We start from the raw sequence: 17,412 nt of genomic DNA on the forward strand, positions 1-17,412 counted from the left end.
TTATACTCAACGGGCCCTCCTCCCGCCGAGCCGTCAGTAAGGTCAGCCATGAGCATTCCGTCCAGCACCCTCAGCAAGCCCAATCGCCACCCGGGCGATGGCAAGAAACCCATCACCATCTTCGGCCCGGATTTCCCGTTTGCCTTTGATGACTGGATCGAACACCCCGCCGGGCTGGGCAGTATTCCTGCGGCTAATCACGGCGCCGAAGTGGCGATCGTCGGCGCCGGGATCGCGGGCCTGGTTGCGGCCTACGAGTTGATGAAGCTGGGGCTCAAGCCCGTTGTGTACGAAGCCTCGAAGATGGGCGGTCGTTTGCGCTCGCAGGCCTTTGAAGGCGCCGAAGGCATCATCGCCGAGCTGGGCGGCATGCGGTTCCCGGTGTCGTCCACGGCGTTCTACCATTACGTGGATAAGCTGGGGCTGGAGACCAAGCCCTTCCCCAACCCGCTGACGCCGGCGTCCGGCAGCACCGTGATCGATCTGGAAGGCCAGACCCACTACGCGCAAAAACTCTCCGATTTACCTGCATTGTTCCAGGAAGTCGCCGATGCCTGGGCCGACGCTCTGGAAGCCGGTTCGCAGTTCGGCGATATCCAGCAGGCAATCCGCGACCGCGACGTGCCGCGGCTCAAGGAGCTGTGGAACAAGCTCGTGCCGCTGTGGGATGACCGTACCTTCTACGACTTCGTCGCCACCTCCAAGGCCTTCGCCAAGTTGTCGTTCCACCACCGCGAGGTGTTTGGCCAGGTCGGTTTCGGCACCGGCGGCTGGGACTCGGACTTCCCCAACTCCATGCTGGAAATCTTCCGCGTGGTGATGACCAACTGCGATGATCATCAACACCTGATCGTCGGTGGCGTGGCCCAAGTGCCCATGGGCATCTGGCGCCATGTGCCGGAACGCTGCGCCCACTGGCCGGCCGGTACCAGCCTGAGCTCGCTGCATAGAGGTGCGCCACGGGCCGGCGTGAAGCGCATCGCCCACGCCGCCGATGGCCGTTTCGCCGTTACCGACAACTACGGCGACACCCGCGAATACGCGGCAGTGCTGACCACCTGCCAAAGCTGGCTGCTGACCACCCAGATCGAATGCGACGAAACCCTGTTCTCGCAAAAAATGTGGATGGCCCTGGACCGCACTCGCTACATGCAGTCATCGAAAACCTTCGTGATGGTTGACCGCCCATTCTGGAAAGACAAAGACCCACAAACCGGTCGCGACCTGATGAGCATGACCCTCACCGACCGCCTGACCCGTGGCACCTACCTGTTCGATAACGGCGACGACAAGCCTGGGGTGATCTGCTTGTCCTATTCGTGGATGAGCGATGCGCTGAAGATGCTGCCCCAGCCTATCGACAAGCGGGTGAAACTGGCCCTCGATGCACTGAAGAAGATCTACCCCAAGGTCGACATCAAGGCGCGCATCATCGGCGACCCGATCACCGTATCCTGGGAGGCCGATCCGCATTTCCTCGGGGCCTTCAAAGGCGCCTTGCCCGGTCACTATCGCTATAACCAGCGGATGTATGCGCACTTCATGCAAAAGGATATGCCCGCCGAACAACGCGGGATCTTCATCGCCGGTGATGATGTATCGTGGACGCCCGCCTGGGTCGAAGGTGCAGTACAAACCTCGCTCAACGCGGTGTGGGGCATCATGACCCACTTCGGTGGCAGCACCCACCCGCAGAACCCAGGCCCGGGCGACGTGTTCGATGAAATAGGGCCCATCGCCCTGGCAGAATAAGGAGTTGAGCATGCGTGTCGCCCTGTACCAATGCCCGCCGCTGCCGCTGGATGTGGCCGCTAACCTGCAGCGCCTGCACCGATTGGCCCATGAGGCACACGGCGCCGATGTGCTGGTGCTGCCAGAGATGTTCCTCAGCGGCTATAACATTGGCGCAGAAGCCGTTGGCGCACTGGCCGAGGCACAGGACGGGCCGTCGGCGCAGGCAATTGCCGAACTGGCGCAAGGTGCCGGGTTGGCAATCCTGTATGGCTACCCGGAGCGGGCCGAGGACGGCCAGATCTACAACGCCGTGCAGTTGATCGACGCTCAGGGCAAGCGCCTGTGCAACTACCGTAAGACCCACCTGTTTGGCGATCTTGACCACTCGATGTTCAGCGCCGGCCCCGACGATTTCCCGGTGGTGGAATTGAACGGGTGGAAGGTGGGCATGCTGATTTGCTACGACCTGGAGTTTCCGGAAAACACCCGCCGCCTGGCCCTGGCCGGCGCCGAACTGATCCTGGTGCCCACCGCCAATATGGTGCCGTTCGACTTTGTTGCCGACGTCACCGTACGGGCACGAGCCTTTGAAAACCAATGTTTCGTGGCCTATGCCAACTACTGCGGGCACGAAGACGAGATCCACTACTGCGGGCAAAGCAGCATTGCCGCGCCGGACGGCCAGCGAATTGCCCAGGCCGGCCTGGATGAAGCCTTGATCGTCGGCACCCTGGAGCGCCAATCGATCTTCGACGCCCGCGCCGCCAACCACTACCTGCAAGACCGTCGCGCCGAACTCTACGGCGCACTGCACAAGCCCTGACCCATTGGGTTTGCTAGCATAGGCACTTCCCACGCCTCGGAAGTGCCCATGCCTGCGCCGGTTCACCCTCATCCCGTTCACCTGACTCTCGCCAATGGCCTGCGGGTTTGCCTGCGCCATGCGCCACGCTTGAAGCGCTGCGCCGCCGTTTTACAAGTGGCTGCCGGCAGCCATGACGTGCCACTGGCCTGGCCTGGGCTGGCGCATTTTCTTGAGCACTTATTGTTTCTCGGTACCGAGCGTTTTCCAGCCGGCGAAGGGCTGATGACCTACGTGCAACGCCACGGTGGGCAGATCAACGCCAGCACCCGTGAGCGCACCACCGAGTTCTTCTTTGAACTGCCGGTGCCGGTGTTTGCAGACGGGCTGATGCGGTTGGCGGATATGCTGACTCACCCACGCCTGGCCCTCGATGATCAACAGCGTGAGCGCGAAGTGCTCGACGCGGAGTTTGTAGCCTGGTCCCAGGATGCCAAGGCCCAACAACAAGTGGCGCTGCTGCAAGGCTTGGCAGCGGATCATCCGTTGCGCGGTTTTCATGCCGGCAACCGCGACAGCCTGCCAGTGGAAAGCGACGCCTTTCAGCAAGCCTTGCGCGGGTTCCACACACACTTTTATCAAAGCGGGCAGATGACTTTGAGCCTTGCCGGCCCACAATCGCTGACGGACCTGCAGGCCATGGCCCAGCAGTTCAGTGACCAACTGACACCCGGGCCATTGCACCCGCAGGCCGCTCCACCGGTCTTGATGCAAGGCTCGGCACACCGCTATCAACACGTCGCCGGCCAACACCTGCACCAAGTCATTACCTGTAACGCGCCACGGGAAGCGCTGGCGTTTCTCTGCACCTGGCTCAACGCCTCGGCCCCCGGCGGGCTGCTCGCCGAACTGCAAGCACAACGACTGGCCATCGCGCTGCAGGCGTCCGTGCTGTACCAGTTTGCGGATCAAGCCGTGCTGGATATCCACTTCACTCTCGGCAGCGAGCGCGAACCGGCCACGCAGATCGAAGAATTACTGCACGACTGGCTGAGTTTCTTCGCACACAGCGACTGGACAGCGTTACGCGAAGAGTTCGCCTTGCTCAATGCTCGCCAACAACAGGTCCAAGGCGCCCTGGCGTTGGCGCGCAACGATGCCCAAGACCTGTCGGAACAAGGCGCCGCAGCCCTCAAGGCCATGCTCGAATCACTGCACCTGCCTGCCTCCCGCCACCCTTGGCAACTGCCGCCTAACAATCCCTTTCTCCGTGCACCCGCCAAGGACGAACGCGCCGGCCTGATTCGCGGCCAAACCAGCGCCCATCGTGGCTTGCGTACCTTTGCCCAGGATCGCTCACGGGGCCGACGGGAGCTGTCAGCGCTGACCTTCAGCCAGGCGTTGGCGGAGGACACTGGCGAAGGCGCGCTGTACCTGCACTGGCGGTTTGACTCGGCGGTACCCACAGGGCTGGAAAGCCTGTTGCGGCCGCTGTGCGAACAGGCACGGCAGGCGGGCGTCGAGTTGTCTTGCGAAACGATCGCCACTGACTGGCAGGTGAAGATGCACGGCCTTCATGAGCCCATGCCGGCGGTGCTCGAAGTGTTGGCGCGGTGCCTGATTGGCTCGGATGAACCGTCGCCTGCGCCCGCGCCGACGATGGCCATCCGGGAACTGCTCAAGGCGTTGCCTGCTTGCTGTGCCGGTGTTCAACCCGAGCCTCAGGGGACGACAGCGTCCTGGGCCACTGCGCGTTGGCAGGGGATGGGCGCAGGTCTGCCCGCCGCCTGTGAAGCCGCAATCAAAGCCGCAGCGGCCCGGCTGCCGGGGCAACCGGCAACTATGCCTTTCACACCTCAGCCCCTTGACGGACAAAAGCGCTGGCACGCAGTCCACACCGAATCCAGCGAGGCGGCGCTACTGCTATTTTGCCCAGCACCGACGCAATCTCTCGCCGATGAAGCCAACTGGCGCTTGCTCGCGCATGTGCTCCAGGGGCCGTTCTACCAGCGCCTGAGAGTCGAACTGCAAATCGGCTACGCCGTGTTCAGCGGCATCCGACAGATCAACGGCCAAACCGGCCTGCTGTTTGGGGTGCAATCGCCCAGCACTTCCCTGGACGGCATCGTCGAACAGTTGCAGGCCTTCCTCGGGCAACTGCCGTCGTTGATCGCGCGCTGCCCCGACTTGGGTAACCAGGCCCTCGCGCAGCAGTTCTCGGCCCAGACGCTGCCCATCAACGAAGCTGCCGAGTTGCTCTGGCATGCGCATCTGGCAGGTCATTCGTCGGGTTATCTGGATCAGCTTCAAGCGTTGATTCAACAATGCACGCGCGAAGATGTGCAGCACGCCGCGCAGCAACTCAATGACGCTGCAGGCGGCTGGCGTTGCGTGGCCAACGGGCCGCGTATCAACGACGACTGGCAAGCAGCGCCGTGATCATTGCCAACCCTGCAACAGGCTTTCTCCACCGAGACAGCGCTAACTCGAATAAAATTGCGTAACATTGCGCAGCAATATCTGAACATCTCCAATGGGAGGTGGACTATATGTATTACTTGGTAGTGAACGTCCCATCCCTTGATAGGAGTAAGAATATGACCTGGTCCAAACCTGCTTACACTGATCTGCGTATTGGTTTCGAAGTCACCATGTACTTCGCCAGCCGTTGATTGGCTGAGTAATACAACGCCTCGGTTCGCCCGGGGCGTTTTTGTTTTGAGCTGTGCTTGATGGAGCGATCATGTTTGTCCAGATTCTAGGTTCCGCCGCCGGCGGTGGCTTCCCGCAGTGGAACTGCAACTGCGTGAACTGCGCAGGTTTTCGCGATGGCAGCCTGCGGGCCCACGCGCGTACCCAGTCGTCCATCGCGATCTCCGACGATGGCGTGAATTGGGTGCTCTGTAATGCCTCGCCGGATATTCGCGCGCAACTCCAGGGCTTTGCGCCCATGCAACCGGGCCGCGCCCTGCGCGATACCGGCATCAGCGCAATCATCCTGATGGACAGCCAGATCGACCACACCACCGGCCTGCTGAGCCTGCGCGAAGGCTGCCCGCACCAGGTGTGGTGCACCGACATGGTCCACGAAGACCTGAGCACCGGTTTCCCGTTGTTCACCATGCTGACCCACTGGAACGGTGGCCTGGCCTGGAACCGCATCGAGCTGGACGCCAGCTTCACCATCCCGGCCTGCCCCAACCTGCGCTTCACCCCGCTGCCGTTGCGCAGCGCCGCACCGCCCTATTCGCCACACCGCTTCGATCCGCACCCCGGTGACAACATTGGCCTGATCGTCGAAGACCTGCGCACCGGCGGCAAATTGTTCTACGCCCCTGGGCTGGGCAAGGTCGACGCGCCGCTGTTGGACATCATGGCCGGCAGTGACTGCCTGCTGGTCGACGGCACAATGTGGGACGACGATGAAATGCAGCGCCGTGGCGTCGGCACCCGCACCGGGCGCGAGATGGGCCACCTGGCCCAGAACGGCCCCGGCGGCATGCTTGAAGTGCTGGAGCAGCTGCCCAAGCAGCGCAAAGTGCTTATCCACATCAACAACACCAACCCGATCCTCGATGAAGACTCCCCCGAGCGAGCGGAGCTGGTGCGGCGCAATGTCGAAGTGGCTTACGACGGCATGAGCATTGAATTGTAGGAGCGATCGAAATGACCGACACACCGTTGAGCAAGGCTGAGTTCGAAGCCGCCTTGCGCGCCAAGGGCGCCTTCTACCATATCCATCACCCCTACCATGTGGCGATGTACGAAGGCCGCGCCAGCCGTGAGCAGATCCAGGGCTGGGTCGCCAATCGCTTCTACTATCAAGTGAATATCCCGCTGAAAGACGCGGCGATCCTGGCCAACTGCCCAGACCGTGAAATCCGTCGCGAATGGATCCAGCGCCTGCTCGACCATGACGGCGCGCCCGGTGAAGACGGTGGTATCGAAGCCTGGCTACGCCTGGGCCAGGCTGTGGGCCTGGACCCCGACCAATTGCGCTCTCAAGAGCTGGTGCTACCCGGCGTGCGCTTCGCCGTGGACGCCTATGTCAACTTCGCCCGCCGCGCCAGCTGGCAAGAAGCCGCCAGCAGCTCGCTGACCGAGCTGTTCGCGCCGCAAATCCACCAGTCGCGCCTCGACAGCTGGCCCCAGCATTACCCGTGGATCGACCCGGCCGGTTACGAGTACTTCCGCACACGCCTGGGCCAGGCCCGTCGCGATGTGGAACACGGCTTGGCGATCACCCTGCAGCACTACACCACCCGCGAGGGGCAGGAGCGCATGCTGGAAATTCTCCAGTTCAAACTGGACATCCTGTGGAGCATGCTGGACGCCATGAGCATGGCCTACGAACTCAAACGCCCGCCCTACCACAGCGTGACCGAGCAGCGGGTATGGCATAAAGGGATCACCCTATGAGCTTTGATCGCAGCAAAAAACCGACCTGGCGCCAGGGCTATCGCTACCAGTACGAGCCTGCACAGAAAGGCCATGTTCTGCTCTACCCCGAAGGCATGATCAAGCTCAACGACAGCGCCGCATTGATCGGCGGCCTGATCGACGGCGAGCGCGACGTGGCGGCCATCATTGCCGAGCTGGACAAGCAGTTCCCCGGCGTGCCGGAGCTGGGTGACGACATCGAGCAATTCATGGAGGTCGCCCGTGCTGAGCACTGGATCACCCTTGCCTGAGAAACCCGCCATCGGCCTGCCGCTGTGGCTGCTGGCCGAGCTGACCTATCGCTGCCCGTTGCAGTGCCCGTATTGCTCCAACCCGCTGGATTTCGCCGAGCAGGGCAAGGAGCTGAGCACCGAACAATGGATCAAGGTTTTTCGCGAAGCCCGTGAAATGGGCGCCGCGCAGCTAGGGTTTTCCGGCGGTGAGCCGCTGGTGCGCCAGGACCTGGCCGAACTGATCGGCGAGGCGCGCAAGCTGGGTTTCTACACCAACCTGATCACCTCGGGCATTGGCCTCACCGAGCAAAAAATCAGCGACTTCAAGAAAGCCGGCCTGGACCATATCCAGATCAGCTTCCAGGCCAGTGACGAGCAGGTGAACAACCTGCTGGCCGGCTCGAAAAAAGCCTTCGCGCAAAAACTCGAAATGGCCCGAGCGGTGAAAGCCCACGGCTACCCGATGGTGCTGAACTTCGTCACCCATCGGCACAATATCGACAAGATCGACCGCATCATCGAGCTGTGCATTGCGCTGGAAGCGGATTTCGTCGAGCTCGCCACCTGCCAGTTCTACGGTTGGGCGCAGCTCAATCGCGTGGGCTTGCTGCCCACCCGCGAGCAGTTGGTGCGCGCCGAACGCATCACTAATGAGTACCGCGCCAAGCTGGAAGCCGAAGGCCACCCGTGCAAGCTGATCTTCGTGACACCGGATTATTACGAGGAGCGCCCCAAAGCCTGCATGAATGGCTGGGGCAGCATCTTCCTGACAGTCACGCCCGACGGCACCGCCCTGCCTTGTCACGGCGCAAGGCAGATGCCCGTGCAGTTTCCCAATGTGCGCGACCACAGCATGCAGCACATCTGGTACGACTCGTTTGGCTTCAATCGCTTTCGTGGCTACGACTGGATGCCCGAGCCGTGCCGTTCATGCGACGAAAAAGAAAAAGACTTCGGCGGCTGCCGTTGCCAGGCCTTCATGCTCACCGGTGACGCCAGCAACGCCGACCCGGTATGCAGCAAATCCGAGCAGCACGGCATCATCCTTCAGGCGCGGGAAGAGGCCGAACAGGCCACCCAGACCATCGAGCAACTTGCCTTTCGCAATGAGCGCAACTCCAGGCTCATTGCAAAAGGCTGAGGGCCTCAACGCTTGGCGATGATGTACACCGCGTGGATGATGCCCGGGAAGTAACCGCACAGGGTCAGCAGGATATTCAGCCAGAAGGCACCGCCGAAGCCTACTTGCAGGAACACACCCAATGGCGGCAGCAGAATGGCGATGATGATACGAATAATGTCCATGGGTCAGCTCCAGAAAATCGGCTCGTGTGAGCCGTGTAGCTAATCGACCTTGGCGGTTCGTGAGGGTTCAGTGGATTCTGGCATTGGGCCATCTCAGGCTAGGATCTCCAGGCCATGTTTTTGCACGATGCTCAATAACTTGAGCGCCATGCCGCTAGGGCGTTTCTCTCCCGACTCCCATTTTTTGACCGTGGACGCGCTGGTGTTCAGGTAGCGGGCGAATACAGGTTGGCTGACATGGCTGCTTTCCCGTAGTTGCTTGATCTGTTCGGCAGGGATTTGGTCTGGCATGGATAAACATGCCTCATCATATTCTCGCAAAGTGGTTTTGCTGATGGCGCCGACAGCATGAAGCGCTTTGGCTGACTCGTGAATGGACTCAAACGCCTCGCTTTTATACTTCTTGGTCATGATGTATCTCCACAAACTCCTTGAGATCCAGCATTTGCTGAATCTGTGCCTCATTTAACCCTTCATAAGTTTTGGCCAGTGATCGAAACCAAACCAGTTCGCGTTGAGTAATGTTGCTTTGATCCTTCTTCGCGAATAGCAACTGATAGACCCAATAGTGTCTACCCTTGGCCAATACGATGGAACGATGTCGATTTTGATTGAGGCGCTTTTTCCAGACACCACCTCCCAGATTATCTGCCTGCCCCCTCAACATTTCGCCAAACGCCTCCCTCAACTCCGAATCGCAGATCCAGGCTTTTGTAGCCGCCTCGGCAAATCGCCGTGTTTTGAACAACCTGAGCTTCATGGAGATCCCTTCCGAAAAACATACCACCCAGTGGTATAGATTGAAAGTCGAGCACGTCGTACCCGATCGGCAGTCCTTGCCGACGCCCGCTAAAAAACCACTGTTTCCAGAGAGACTCAATCAACGTTTTCACACCAGAAATTACCCAGACAAAAAAACGCCCCCAGCCAAAAGAATCAGGCTGGAGGCGCCGCGTATGCCGCGAGACGGTTCAGGAAACTGGGGTCAAACGGCGATGCCCTTGCGGCATTGCACTTGAGCGGTGCGCACCCGAGAAAAGGCGCGGGCAAGCCGCAGCAGCATTTCGTCGATGTGGGTTTTGCTGATGTTCAGCGCAGGGGTAAAGCGCAGGCAGTCAGGTTGTGAGGCGGTGAGAATCAGGCCTTCGTGCAGCGCGGCCTTGACCACTGCTGCGGCGCAATCGTCCGACAGTGTCAGGCCCAAAAGCAGCCCGTTGCCGCGCAAGGGCCCATGGCCGTAACGGTAGGCCAGACGGGCAAGGCCTTCTGCCAGGTACAAGCCGGATTCGCGCAGATGCTCGAGAAAGCCGTTCGCCAATACAGCGTCGAGTACCGCGATACCCGCAGATGCCATTAGCGCATTGCCATGATGCGTACCGTCCAGCTCGCCCGGCTCGAAGCAACAGGCAGTGCCACGCGCCAGCAGCGCCGCCAGGGGCACGCCCCCGCCGAGGCCTTTGCCCAGGGCAATGATGTCGGCGCGCACGCCGTATTGCTGTTCGGCCAGCAAGCTGCCGCAGCGGCCCACGCCGGTTTGCACTTCGTCGAAGATCAGCAGGATCCCCAACTCACGACACAGGCGTTCGACGCCCTTGAGGTAATGCTCTGTCGCGGGGATGACAGCGCCGCCGCTTTGGATCGGCTCCAGCATGATAGCGACGGTCTGCGCATCCACCGCTGCGTGCAGGGCCGGCAGATCGTTGAACGGCACCTGGCTGAAACCTGGCAACTGCGGTTCGAAACGGTTTTCGCAGGCCACAGCCGACGCCGACATCGCCCCCAAGCTACGGCCATGACAGCCATTGCTCACGGTGATGATGTGGTAAGCGCCACCGCGATGCCGTTGGCCCCACTTACGTGCCAGCTTGATCGCCGCTTCACAGGCTTCGGCACCCGTGTTGAGCAAGTAGGCCTGATCACTGCCGGTGTGGTGGCACAGACGGTCGACGAGGTCCAGTTGCGCACGGTTGTGCAAGCCCAGGCCGGGGTTGATCACGGTGTGCATCTGTTCGGCAATGGCGTCGCGCACGGCCTGGGGACTGTGGCCCAGGCTGTTGGCACCACCGCCTTGACTGAAATCCAGATAGGCGCGGTCGTCAGCGTCCGAAAGCCAGGAGCCCTGCCCCTGCACAAATACTTGGGGCGGGCGCGCCACAGTGGGCATCAGGCACTGGCTGGAAACCTCTGTACGCGGGGCATGCACAACCAGGTCATCCAGACTCGGCGCGAAGCGACGGAACAAGTTCACACTTCACCTCCGCTGGCAACCTGACCTTGGTCGATACCGCCGGCCAATGAGGCCTTCAGATTTTTTGCCTTGCCTATGTAAACGCTATCAACAAAAACGCTGTTCATTGTCCGATCCGGCCCTGTAAGCCCTGCGAATAGGCGCTAGACTAGGCGCCTCGGGGGCCAGCGGCCATTTCGATTTTCCAGCTTTTTCGATAAGCAAACCTTATGGATTTCAAGCAACTGCGTTATTTCGTCGCGGTGTATGAGGAAGGCCACGTAGGCCGTGCCGCGGAGCGTCTGTCGATCTCCCAGCCAGCGCTGTCGCAACAGATTCGCCAACTGGAACAGAACCTCGACGTCAGCCTGTTCGAACGCAGCAGCAAGCGCCTGTTGCCAACCCTGGCGGCCCACACCCTATACAACCATGCGTTGCCGCTGATTGATGGCATGCAACAAGCCGTCGAGGCGCTGCGCAACTTCAAGGGCCAGGCCATGCGCACCCTGGCCATCGGCGTGCTGCAAACCGTGCACACCAGCCTGGTGCCGCAGATGCTTGAGCGCGTGCGCAAGGCCCAGCCTCATTTGGTGGTGCAGATCTACGAACTGACCGGGCTTGAGATTGAACGGCGATTGCTCAATGGCTCACTCGATATCGGCATCAGTTACCTGCCACCCCGTCAACCGGGCCTGCATGGCGTGCTGCTGTATGAAGACGAGTTGAAAGTGGTGATTCCCGAGGACCATCCGTTGCGCGAGTTCAAGAAGGTCTCGCTCAAACAAGCCGCCGAATTACCGATGTTGCTGCTAGGGGAGGAGTTTCAGGTTCGGCAGATCTGGCAAGGCCAACTGTCTAACCTCGGGCGGCGTCCGCAAGTGCAGGCGGAGCTCAATACCATGCTGGGCATTCTCGACAGCCTGCCTCACACCCGCTTGGCGACGGTGCTGCCCGGGCGCTCCCAGGACGAACACAACAGCAAGGCGCTGCTGTGGAAACCCTTGAGCGAGCCCAGGGTAGTGCTGAAAGTCGGGTTGGTGTGTCGCGATGTGCAACGCCAGCAGGCGACGGTGGCGTTGCTGCGCACCCTGCTGGAAGACGTGATGAATGCCCCGCCGGCAAGCGCCTGACTTTTTCGCGGGCAAAAGAAAACCCCGCCGAAGCGGGGCTTTGCAGACTGTTTCCCTGACATCCATTTCACTCCGCCGTCCTGGCAGAATCCTACGTGTCCGTGTTGTTGCTTTGCGCTTCCTGCGCGACGTCCATGTGAAGTAGATTAGCCGTGGATCCAATGTGGCGATAGAGGACGATTAGCAGCACGTCATGTAAGAGAATGCTTACACGCCCTCCCCGCCCTTAAAACAGGGCTTCATCCATCAGGAACAGTGATTCGCTACCGGCTTTTACCGACGCACTCAACGAGTGGATACGCGGCAACAGACGGGCAAAGTAGAACCGTGCAGTTCCCAGTTTGCTGGCGTAGAAATCCTCTTCGCCCTCTTTGCCCAACGCCGCCTTGGCCATGCGCGCCCACATATAGGCATAGGCCATGTAGCCGAACGCATGCAGGTATTCCACCGAGGCCGCGCCGATTTCATTGGCGTTGCTCTTGGCGCGGTCCAGCACCCAGGCCGTCAGCTCATCCAAGTTATCCACAGCCGCACTTAGCGGCTTAGTGAATTCGGCCAACTCAGGGCCCGATGCGGCGATGAACTGGCGGATCTCATCGGCGAACAAGGTATAGAACGCACCGCCGCTGCCGACGATCTTGCGGCCCATCAGGTCCAAGGCCTGAATGCCGTTGGTGCCTTCGTAGATCTGGGTGATGCGCACATCACGCACCAACTGCTCCTGGCCCCACTCGCGGATGTAACCGTGGCCGCCAAATACCTGCTGGCCGAGCACGGTGGTTTCCAGGCCCAGGTCAGTGAGGAACGCCTTGGCAACCGGGGTCAACAACGCCACCAGGTTATCGGCACGCTCGCGGGCCTGCGCATCGTCGCTGAACTTGGCGATGTCCAACTGCGTCGCCACGTAGGTGGAGAACGCCCGGCCGCCTTCGTTCGCCGCCTTCATGGTCAGCAACATGCGACGCACATCCGGATGCACGATGATCGGGTCTGCCGGCTTGTCCTTGGCCTGCGCGCCTAGCGGGGAGCGGCTTTGCAGGCGGTCGCGGGCATATTCAATCGCGTTCTGATAGGAGCGCTCGCCCGATGCCAAGCCCTGAATGCCAACACCCAGTCGCTCATAGTTCATCATGGTGAACATCGCCGCCAAGCCACGGTTGGGCTCACCAACCAAGTAGCCCACGGCTTCGTCGAAGTTCATCACGCAGGTGGCGGAGGCCTGGATGCCCATCTTGTGTTCAATGGAACCGCAGTTCACCGGGTTACGCGCGCCCAGGCTGCCATCGGCATTCACCAAAAACTTCGGTACCAGGAACAGCGAGATGCCCTTGGGCCCGGCCGGTGCGTCCGGGAGTTTGGCCAGCACCAGGTGGATGATGTTGTCGGTCAGGTCGTGCTCGCCACCGGTAATGAAGATCTTGGTGCCGCTGACCTTGTAGGAGCCGTCCGCCTGAGGCTCGGCCTTGGTGCGGATCATCCCCAGGTCGGTACCGGCATGAGCCTCCGTCAGGCACATGGAACCGGCCCACTCACCGGAATACATCTTCGGCAAGTAGGTGGCCTTGAGCTCTTCGCTGGCGTGGGTGTTGATCGATACACAGGCACCGGAAGTCAACATCGGGTACAGGCCGAAAGCCAGGCTCGACGAGTTGATCATCTCTTCAACCTGCGCCGACACGGCCTTGGGCATGCCCATGCCGCCGTAGGTCGGATCGCCGCCCACGCCTACCCAGCCGCCTTCGGCGTAGGTGCTGTAGGCCTGGGGGAAACCGTCGGGGGTCGTGACGGCGCCGTCTGCCCAGTGGCAGCCTTGCTCATCGCCGCCGCGGCTGAGTGGGGCGATGGACTTGGCGGTGACTTTGCCGGCCTCCTCCAGGATCGCCTCGACGGTTTCGGCGTCAACGCTGTCTGCCAATGCCGGTAACTGGGCCCAAGTATTAGCGACCTCAAAAACTTCGTTGAGGACGAAGCGCATATCACGCAACGGCGCTTTGTAATCAGCCATGGCAAACCTCGTGAGAACGTGAAAAGTGATTCGATAGGATCGGTTTTACAGACGCCGAGTGTACCCGAACAACTTTTCAGACACATAGGGTCCGTTCGTGACCATTAAGTATTTATAAGTCACACTGTAGGAGCGAGCTTGCTCGCGAAAAACTCAAGAACACCCCGTTAAACCAGGCGTGTGCGAATCGTTGAAGTTCTTCGCGAGCAAGCTCGCTCCTACAAGGAGAAAGCGTCGGCTGGGAGACTCATCAGGCATTCGCTCCCTGCCTCCACCGCAGCGCGGTGCATGGCCGTACGCGGCAACAGGCGCTTGAAATAAAAGTCGCAGGTCGCAAGCTTCGCCTGGGCAAATCCTTGGTCATCCTGGGCGTGCGCCGCGATCGCCATGCGCAACCACAGGTAGGCGAGGATGATGTAACCGCTGTACATCAGGTAATCCATCGCCGCCGCGCCCACTTCGTCAGGGTTTTTCATCGCCGCCGTGCCGACCTTCAGGGTCAGTTCGCCCCATTGCTGGTTCAGCTCATTGAGTTGCGCCACCTGGGCCTTGAGCTGCGCATGCTCGGCATTGGTCGCGCAGAACTTATGCACAATTTTGGTAAACCCACGCAGCAACTTGCCCTGGCTGCCCAGCACCTTGCGTCCGAGCAGGTCCAGAGCCTGAATGCCGTTGGTGCCTTCATAGATCGGGGCGATACGTGCGTCACGGGCCAGTTGCTCCATGCCCCACTCACGAATATAGCCATGGCCACCGAATACCTGCATGCCGTGGTTGGTCACCTCCAGCCCGGTTTCGGTCATGAAGGCTTTGCAGATCGGGGTGAGGAAGGCCAACAGGTCCTCGGCTTCCTGGCGTTGGCCGGCGTCGCTGCCCAGATGCGCGGTATCGAGCAGTTGCGCGGTGAAATAGGTCAAAGCGCGGTTGCCTTCGTTGAAGGCTTTCATGGTCAGCAACATGCGACGGACATCGGCGTGCACGATGATCGGGTCGGCGGCTTTCTCCGGGGACTTGGCGCCGGTGAGCGAACGCATTTGCAGGCGGTCGTTGGCGTACTTGATCGCGCCCTGGAAGCTCGCCTCGCCGTTGCACAGACCCTGCATGCCGGTACCCAGGCGTGCGTGGTTCATCATGGTGAACATGCAGTTGAGGCCCTTGTTCGCCTCGCCAATCAAATAGCCTTTGGCGCCATCGAAGTTCAGCACGCAGGTGGCCGAGGCCTTGATGCCCATCTTGTGTTCGATGGAGCCGCAGTGCACCGCATTGCGCTCGCCGGAGTCGGCATGGAACTTGGGCACGATAAACAATGAGATGCCCTTGGTGCCCGTCGGTGCGTCCGGCAGCTTGGCCAGCACCAAGTGGATGATATTGGCGCTCATGTCATGCTCGCCGGCCGAGATGAAGATCTTGCTGCCGGTGAGCGCATAACTGCCGTCTGCCTGCGGCACGGCGCGGGTCTTGATCAATCCCAGGTCGGTGCCGCAGTGGGCTTCGGTCAGGCACATGGTGCCGGTCCATTCGCCGGCGGTAAGTTTGCTCAGGTAAGTGGCTTTCTGTTCGTCGGTGCCGTGGGCGTGGATCGCCGACATCGCGCCGTGGGTCAGGCCCGGGTACATGCCCCAGGAGGTGTTGCTGGAGCCGATCATCTCGCTCAGCACCAGGCCCAGGGAATGGGGCAAGCCCTGGCCACCGTAGGCCGGGTCTGCCGCCACGCCATGCCAGCCGCCTTCCACATACTGGGCGAAGGCTTGCTTGAAGCCTTTAGGCGTGGTCACCACGCCATTATCGAAATGGCAGCCCTCTTCATCGCCGCTGCGATTGAGCGGCGCGAGTACGTTTTCGCAGAATTTGGCGCCTTCTTCGAGGATCGCACTGACCATGTCCGGGCTGGCATCCGTGGCACCCAGGGCCGCGTAGTGGCCGTGGAAATCGAATACGGTGTCGATCAGAAAGCGCATGTCGCGCAGGGGAGCTTTGTACTCAGGCATGGCAATGTCTCCGGCAGCAGATAGGGTTAACCTACTGCCGGCCATGGCCGTGGACAATCACTGTAGCGCTGCTGAATACAGCGCCATTACTCAACCGGCAGCGCTTTGCATGCGCACCGCGCCACGGCGGGTTTGCCCGGCCGCGACCACACAATTACGCCCCGCGCCCTTGGCGGCGTACAACGCCTGGTCGGCGGACTTGAGCACCTCGTCGGGGCTGCGTTGCTCGGCCTGGCGCTCGGCCACGCCGATGCTTACCGTCACCGACACACTGGATGCACCGCTGCCCGCACGGCGTTGGCGGCCTTGATGGTCGTCCTGGGGACGGTCCGGGTTGCGCAACTTGATGTCGTAGCTGGCGATGATCTCGCGGATCTCCTCCAGGTGCGGCATGCACTCATCCAGAGTCTTGCCGGCAAACACCACGGCAAACTCTTCACCGCCGTAACGGTAGGCCCGCCCACCACCGTTGACCTTGGACAACCTGCTCGCCACCAGGCGCAGCACCTGGTCACCGACGTCGTGGCCGTGAGTGTCATTGAAACGCTTGAAGTGATCGACGTCGCTCATCGCCAGCACATAGTTGCGCCCCAGCCGTTGCATACGCTCGTTGAGCGCACGGCGCCCCGGCAAGCCGGTGAGTTCATCACGAAACGCCATTTGATACGCCTCGTGCGCCACGCCTGCAGCGATCATCAGCATCACCTGGCTGCACATGATGTTGAGGGTGAACGGCAAGATGAACGTTTGCGGCAACATCCAGAACATGCCCAGCAACCCCACCAGTTGTGCGGCGTGCAGCGGGCGCGGCTGGTACCAGTATTGGGCGGCCAGGGTGAGGAAACCAATCAGGAACATCGGGTACGAGAGTTGGATCAGGCTCATCCACGCGCCGTGCAGCATCGGCCAGCGAATCTCCGCCAACCAGCCCAGCAAGGCCTGGGGGAAGCTTTGCTCCAGGGCCAGCGCCACACTGCCCACCGCCAGCAGCACCGCGCAGCGGGCGACGAAGTCACGGAACAGATGGGTCTTTTCCTGCCACAGCGCATAGATGCTGAACAGCAAGGGCAACAGCAGGCAGCACAGGTGGAACACCACCGCAGCGTCTTCACGCACGCGGCCGTTGTCACGGTAGAAGTCGGTCTGGGTATCCAGCAGGAAATAGGCGACGTACACCGTGACCATCAGGAACAGTTCACGCTGGCGTCGATACACCGCGCAGTAGGCACCGCCGAGCAGCAGGACCAGGGTGGGCAGCACGTTGAACAGAGAGGTGAAGAAAACGCTGAGGTCCTTGACGTACGCAGCCGAAAGCCCGGCCAGCAACAGCAGCAGCGAAGGGAGGAAATGGCTGAAACGTACAGCGGACACGCGTGACAAGGGTAAAACTCCGACCCGCAAACAAATAATGGCACTGTGCCTCTAAGCGGTCAGTTAAGCACAACCGACCGGGCATGTATCACATTGCCATCACTGTAACGGCAGCGGGTTGCAATCCCTGAGTGCCTTACTGCGGTTTTTTATGCGCGCCTTCTGTAGGAGCGAGCT

Annotated in this window: 16 protein-coding genes; 9 read left to right on the forward strand and 7 right to left on the reverse strand. The window is 60.9% G+C overall.

All coding sequences use genetic code 11. The features are described 5' to 3' along the window. Nucleotides 1–48: 48 nt before the first annotated feature. From PSH76_RS27640 to pqqE, 8 genes are all read left to right on the forward strand, one after another. Nucleotides 49–1,752, forward strand: a complete 1,704-nt coding sequence (locus tag PSH76_RS27640) for an NAD(P)/FAD-dependent oxidoreductase (protein ID WP_098950192.1) — start codon at nucleotides 49–51, stop codon at nucleotides 1,750–1,752. Nucleotides 1,753–1,762: 10 nt separating this feature from the next. Continuing rightward, nucleotides 1,763–2,557, forward strand: coding sequence for a carbon-nitrogen hydrolase family protein (locus PSH76_RS27645; protein ID WP_305493250.1), 795 nt, complete (start codon nucleotides 1,763–1,765; stop codon nucleotides 2,555–2,557). Nucleotides 2,558–2,605: 48 nt separating this feature from the next. Beyond that, on the forward strand, nucleotides 2,606–4,975 hold the full coding sequence (pqqF, locus tag PSH76_RS27650; RefSeq protein WP_305493251.1) for a pyrroloquinoline quinone biosynthesis protein PqqF: 2,370 nt from the start codon (nucleotides 2,606–2,608) through the stop codon (nucleotides 4,973–4,975). 158 nt (nucleotides 4,976–5,133) lie between these two features. Continuing rightward, nucleotides 5,134–5,208, forward strand: a complete 75-nt coding sequence (gene pqqA / locus PSH76_RS27655; protein ID WP_003194766.1) for a pyrroloquinoline quinone precursor peptide PqqA — start codon at nucleotides 5,134–5,136, stop codon at nucleotides 5,206–5,208. A 71-nt stretch (nucleotides 5,209–5,279) separates the two neighbouring features. Beyond that, nucleotides 5,280–6,191 (forward strand): pyrroloquinoline quinone biosynthesis protein PqqB, encoded by a 912-nt coding sequence (gene pqqB / locus PSH76_RS27660; RefSeq protein WP_014720194.1) that lies wholly within the window; start codon nucleotides 5,280–5,282, stop codon nucleotides 6,189–6,191. Between the two features lie 11 nt (nucleotides 6,192–6,202). After that, the gene (pqqC, locus tag PSH76_RS27665) at nucleotides 6,203–6,955 is read left to right on the forward strand and encodes a pyrroloquinoline-quinone synthase PqqC (RefSeq protein ID WP_003194770.1); all 753 of its coding nucleotides are present in this window, start codon (nucleotides 6,203–6,205) and stop codon (nucleotides 6,953–6,955) included. Then, nucleotides 6,952–7,227, forward strand: a complete 276-nt coding sequence (pqqD, locus tag PSH76_RS27670) for a pyrroloquinoline quinone biosynthesis peptide chaperone PqqD (protein ID WP_003194772.1) — start codon at nucleotides 6,952–6,954, stop codon at nucleotides 7,225–7,227. The genes pqqC and pqqD overlap by 4 nt, the downstream gene beginning before the upstream one ends. Next, nucleotides 7,220–8,350: a pyrroloquinoline quinone biosynthesis protein PqqE gene (pqqE, locus tag PSH76_RS27675; RefSeq protein WP_019817403.1), complete on the forward strand. Its 1,131-nt coding sequence runs from the start codon at nucleotides 7,220–7,222 to the stop codon at nucleotides 8,348–8,350. The genes pqqD and pqqE overlap by 8 nt, the downstream gene beginning before the upstream one ends. Nucleotides 8,351–8,355: 5 nt before the next feature. On the opposite strand, the gene PSH76_RS27680 is transcribed toward pqqE, so the two are convergent. The 4 genes from PSH76_RS27680 to PSH76_RS27695 form a co-directional block, all read right to left on the reverse strand. Continuing rightward, nucleotides 8,356–8,514 (reverse strand): YqaE/Pmp3 family membrane protein, encoded by a 159-nt coding sequence (locus tag PSH76_RS27680; RefSeq protein WP_003194776.1) that lies wholly within the window; start codon nucleotides 8,512–8,514, stop codon nucleotides 8,356–8,358. Between the two features lie 93 nt (nucleotides 8,515–8,607). Continuing rightward, nucleotides 8,608–8,925 carry a DNA-binding transcriptional regulator gene (locus PSH76_RS27685; RefSeq protein WP_034133912.1) on the reverse strand — a complete coding sequence of 106 codons (318 nt, stop codon included), beginning with the start codon at nucleotides 8,923–8,925 and terminating at the stop codon, nucleotides 8,608–8,610. Next, nucleotides 8,909–9,274, reverse strand: coding sequence for a type II toxin-antitoxin system RelE/ParE family toxin (locus PSH76_RS27690; RefSeq protein WP_305493252.1), 366 nt, complete (start codon nucleotides 9,272–9,274; stop codon nucleotides 8,909–8,911). The genes PSH76_RS27685 and PSH76_RS27690 overlap by 17 nt, the downstream gene beginning before the upstream one ends. A 225-nt stretch (nucleotides 9,275–9,499) precedes the next feature. Beyond that, entirely contained in the window at nucleotides 9,500–10,762 is a 1,263-nt protein-coding gene (locus PSH76_RS27695; protein ID WP_305493253.1) for an aspartate aminotransferase family protein, read from the reverse strand. Between the two features lie 209 nt (nucleotides 10,763–10,971). Between PSH76_RS27695 and PSH76_RS27700 the strand changes: the two genes are divergently transcribed. Further along, nucleotides 10,972–11,871, forward strand: a complete 900-nt coding sequence (locus PSH76_RS27700; protein ID WP_305493254.1) for a LysR family transcriptional regulator — start codon at nucleotides 10,972–10,974, stop codon at nucleotides 11,869–11,871. A 226-nt stretch (nucleotides 11,872–12,097) separates the two neighbouring features. On the opposite strand, the gene PSH76_RS27705 is transcribed toward PSH76_RS27700, so the two are convergent. The 3 genes from PSH76_RS27705 to PSH76_RS27715 all read right to left on the reverse strand — a co-directional run bounded on the left by PSH76_RS27705 (nucleotide 12,098) and on the right by PSH76_RS27715 (nucleotide 17,244). After that, a complete protein-coding gene (locus PSH76_RS27705; RefSeq protein WP_138762849.1) occupies nucleotides 12,098–13,876 on the reverse strand; it encodes an acyl-CoA dehydrogenase C-terminal domain-containing protein in 1,779 nt (592 codons plus the stop codon). Nucleotides 13,877–14,094: 218 nt separating this feature from the next. Then, a complete protein-coding gene (locus PSH76_RS27710; RefSeq protein WP_305493255.1) occupies nucleotides 14,095–15,864 on the reverse strand; it encodes an acyl-CoA dehydrogenase C-terminal domain-containing protein in 1,770 nt (589 codons plus the stop codon). A 90-nt stretch (nucleotides 15,865–15,954) separates the two neighbouring features. Next, complete coding sequence (locus tag PSH76_RS27715) at nucleotides 15,955–17,244, reverse strand: diguanylate cyclase (RefSeq protein WP_305493256.1); 1,290 nt, start codon at nucleotides 17,242–17,244, stop codon at nucleotides 15,955–15,957. Nucleotides 17,245–17,412: the final 168 nt, after the last annotated feature.

Origin of the sequence: Pseudomonas sp. FP215 (assembly GCF_030687795.1) — a bacterium.
Taxonomy (GTDB): Bacteria; Pseudomonadota; Gammaproteobacteria; order Pseudomonadales; family Pseudomonadaceae; genus Aquipseudomonas; species Aquipseudomonas salmasensis.

Bases quoted from the DNA above. Each gene is read 5' to 3' on its own strand.
- PSH76_RS27700 (WP_305493254.1), top strand. From the start codon at position 10,972: ATGGATTTCAAGCAACTGCGTTATTTCGTCGCGGTGTATGAGGAAGGC.
- pqqC (WP_003194770.1), top strand. From the start codon at position 6,203: ATGACCGACACACCGTTGAGCAAGGCTGAGTTCGAAGCCGCCTTGCGC.
- PSH76_RS27705 (WP_138762849.1), bottom strand. From the start codon at position 13,876: ATGGCTGATTACAAAGCGCCGTTGCGTGATATGCGCTTCGTCCTCAAC.
- pqqD (WP_003194772.1), top strand. From the start codon at position 6,952: ATGAGCTTTGATCGCAGCAAAAAACCGACCTGGCGCCAGGGCTATCGC.
- PSH76_RS27690 (WP_305493252.1), bottom strand. From the start codon at position 9,274: ATGAAGCTCAGGTTGTTCAAAACACGGCGATTTGCCGAGGCGGCTACA.
- pqqF (WP_305493251.1), top strand. From the start codon at position 2,606: ATGCCTGCGCCGGTTCACCCTCATCCCGTTCACCTGACTCTCGCCAAT.
- PSH76_RS27640 (WP_098950192.1), top strand. From the start codon at position 49: ATGAGCATTCCGTCCAGCACCCTCAGCAAGCCCAATCGCCACCCGGGC.
- PSH76_RS27645 (WP_305493250.1), top strand. From the start codon at position 1,763: ATGCGTGTCGCCCTGTACCAATGCCCGCCGCTGCCGCTGGATGTGGCC.
- PSH76_RS27685 (WP_034133912.1), bottom strand. From the start codon at position 8,925: ATGACCAAGAAGTATAAAAGCGAGGCGTTTGAGTCCATTCACGAGTCA.
- pqqB (WP_014720194.1), top strand. From the start codon at position 5,280: ATGTTTGTCCAGATTCTAGGTTCCGCCGCCGGCGGTGGCTTCCCGCAG.
- PSH76_RS27680 (WP_003194776.1), bottom strand. From the start codon at position 8,514: ATGGACATTATTCGTATCATCATCGCCATTCTGCTGCCGCCATTGGGT.
- PSH76_RS27710 (WP_305493255.1), bottom strand. From the start codon at position 15,864: ATGCCTGAGTACAAAGCTCCCCTGCGCGACATGCGCTTTCTGATCGAC.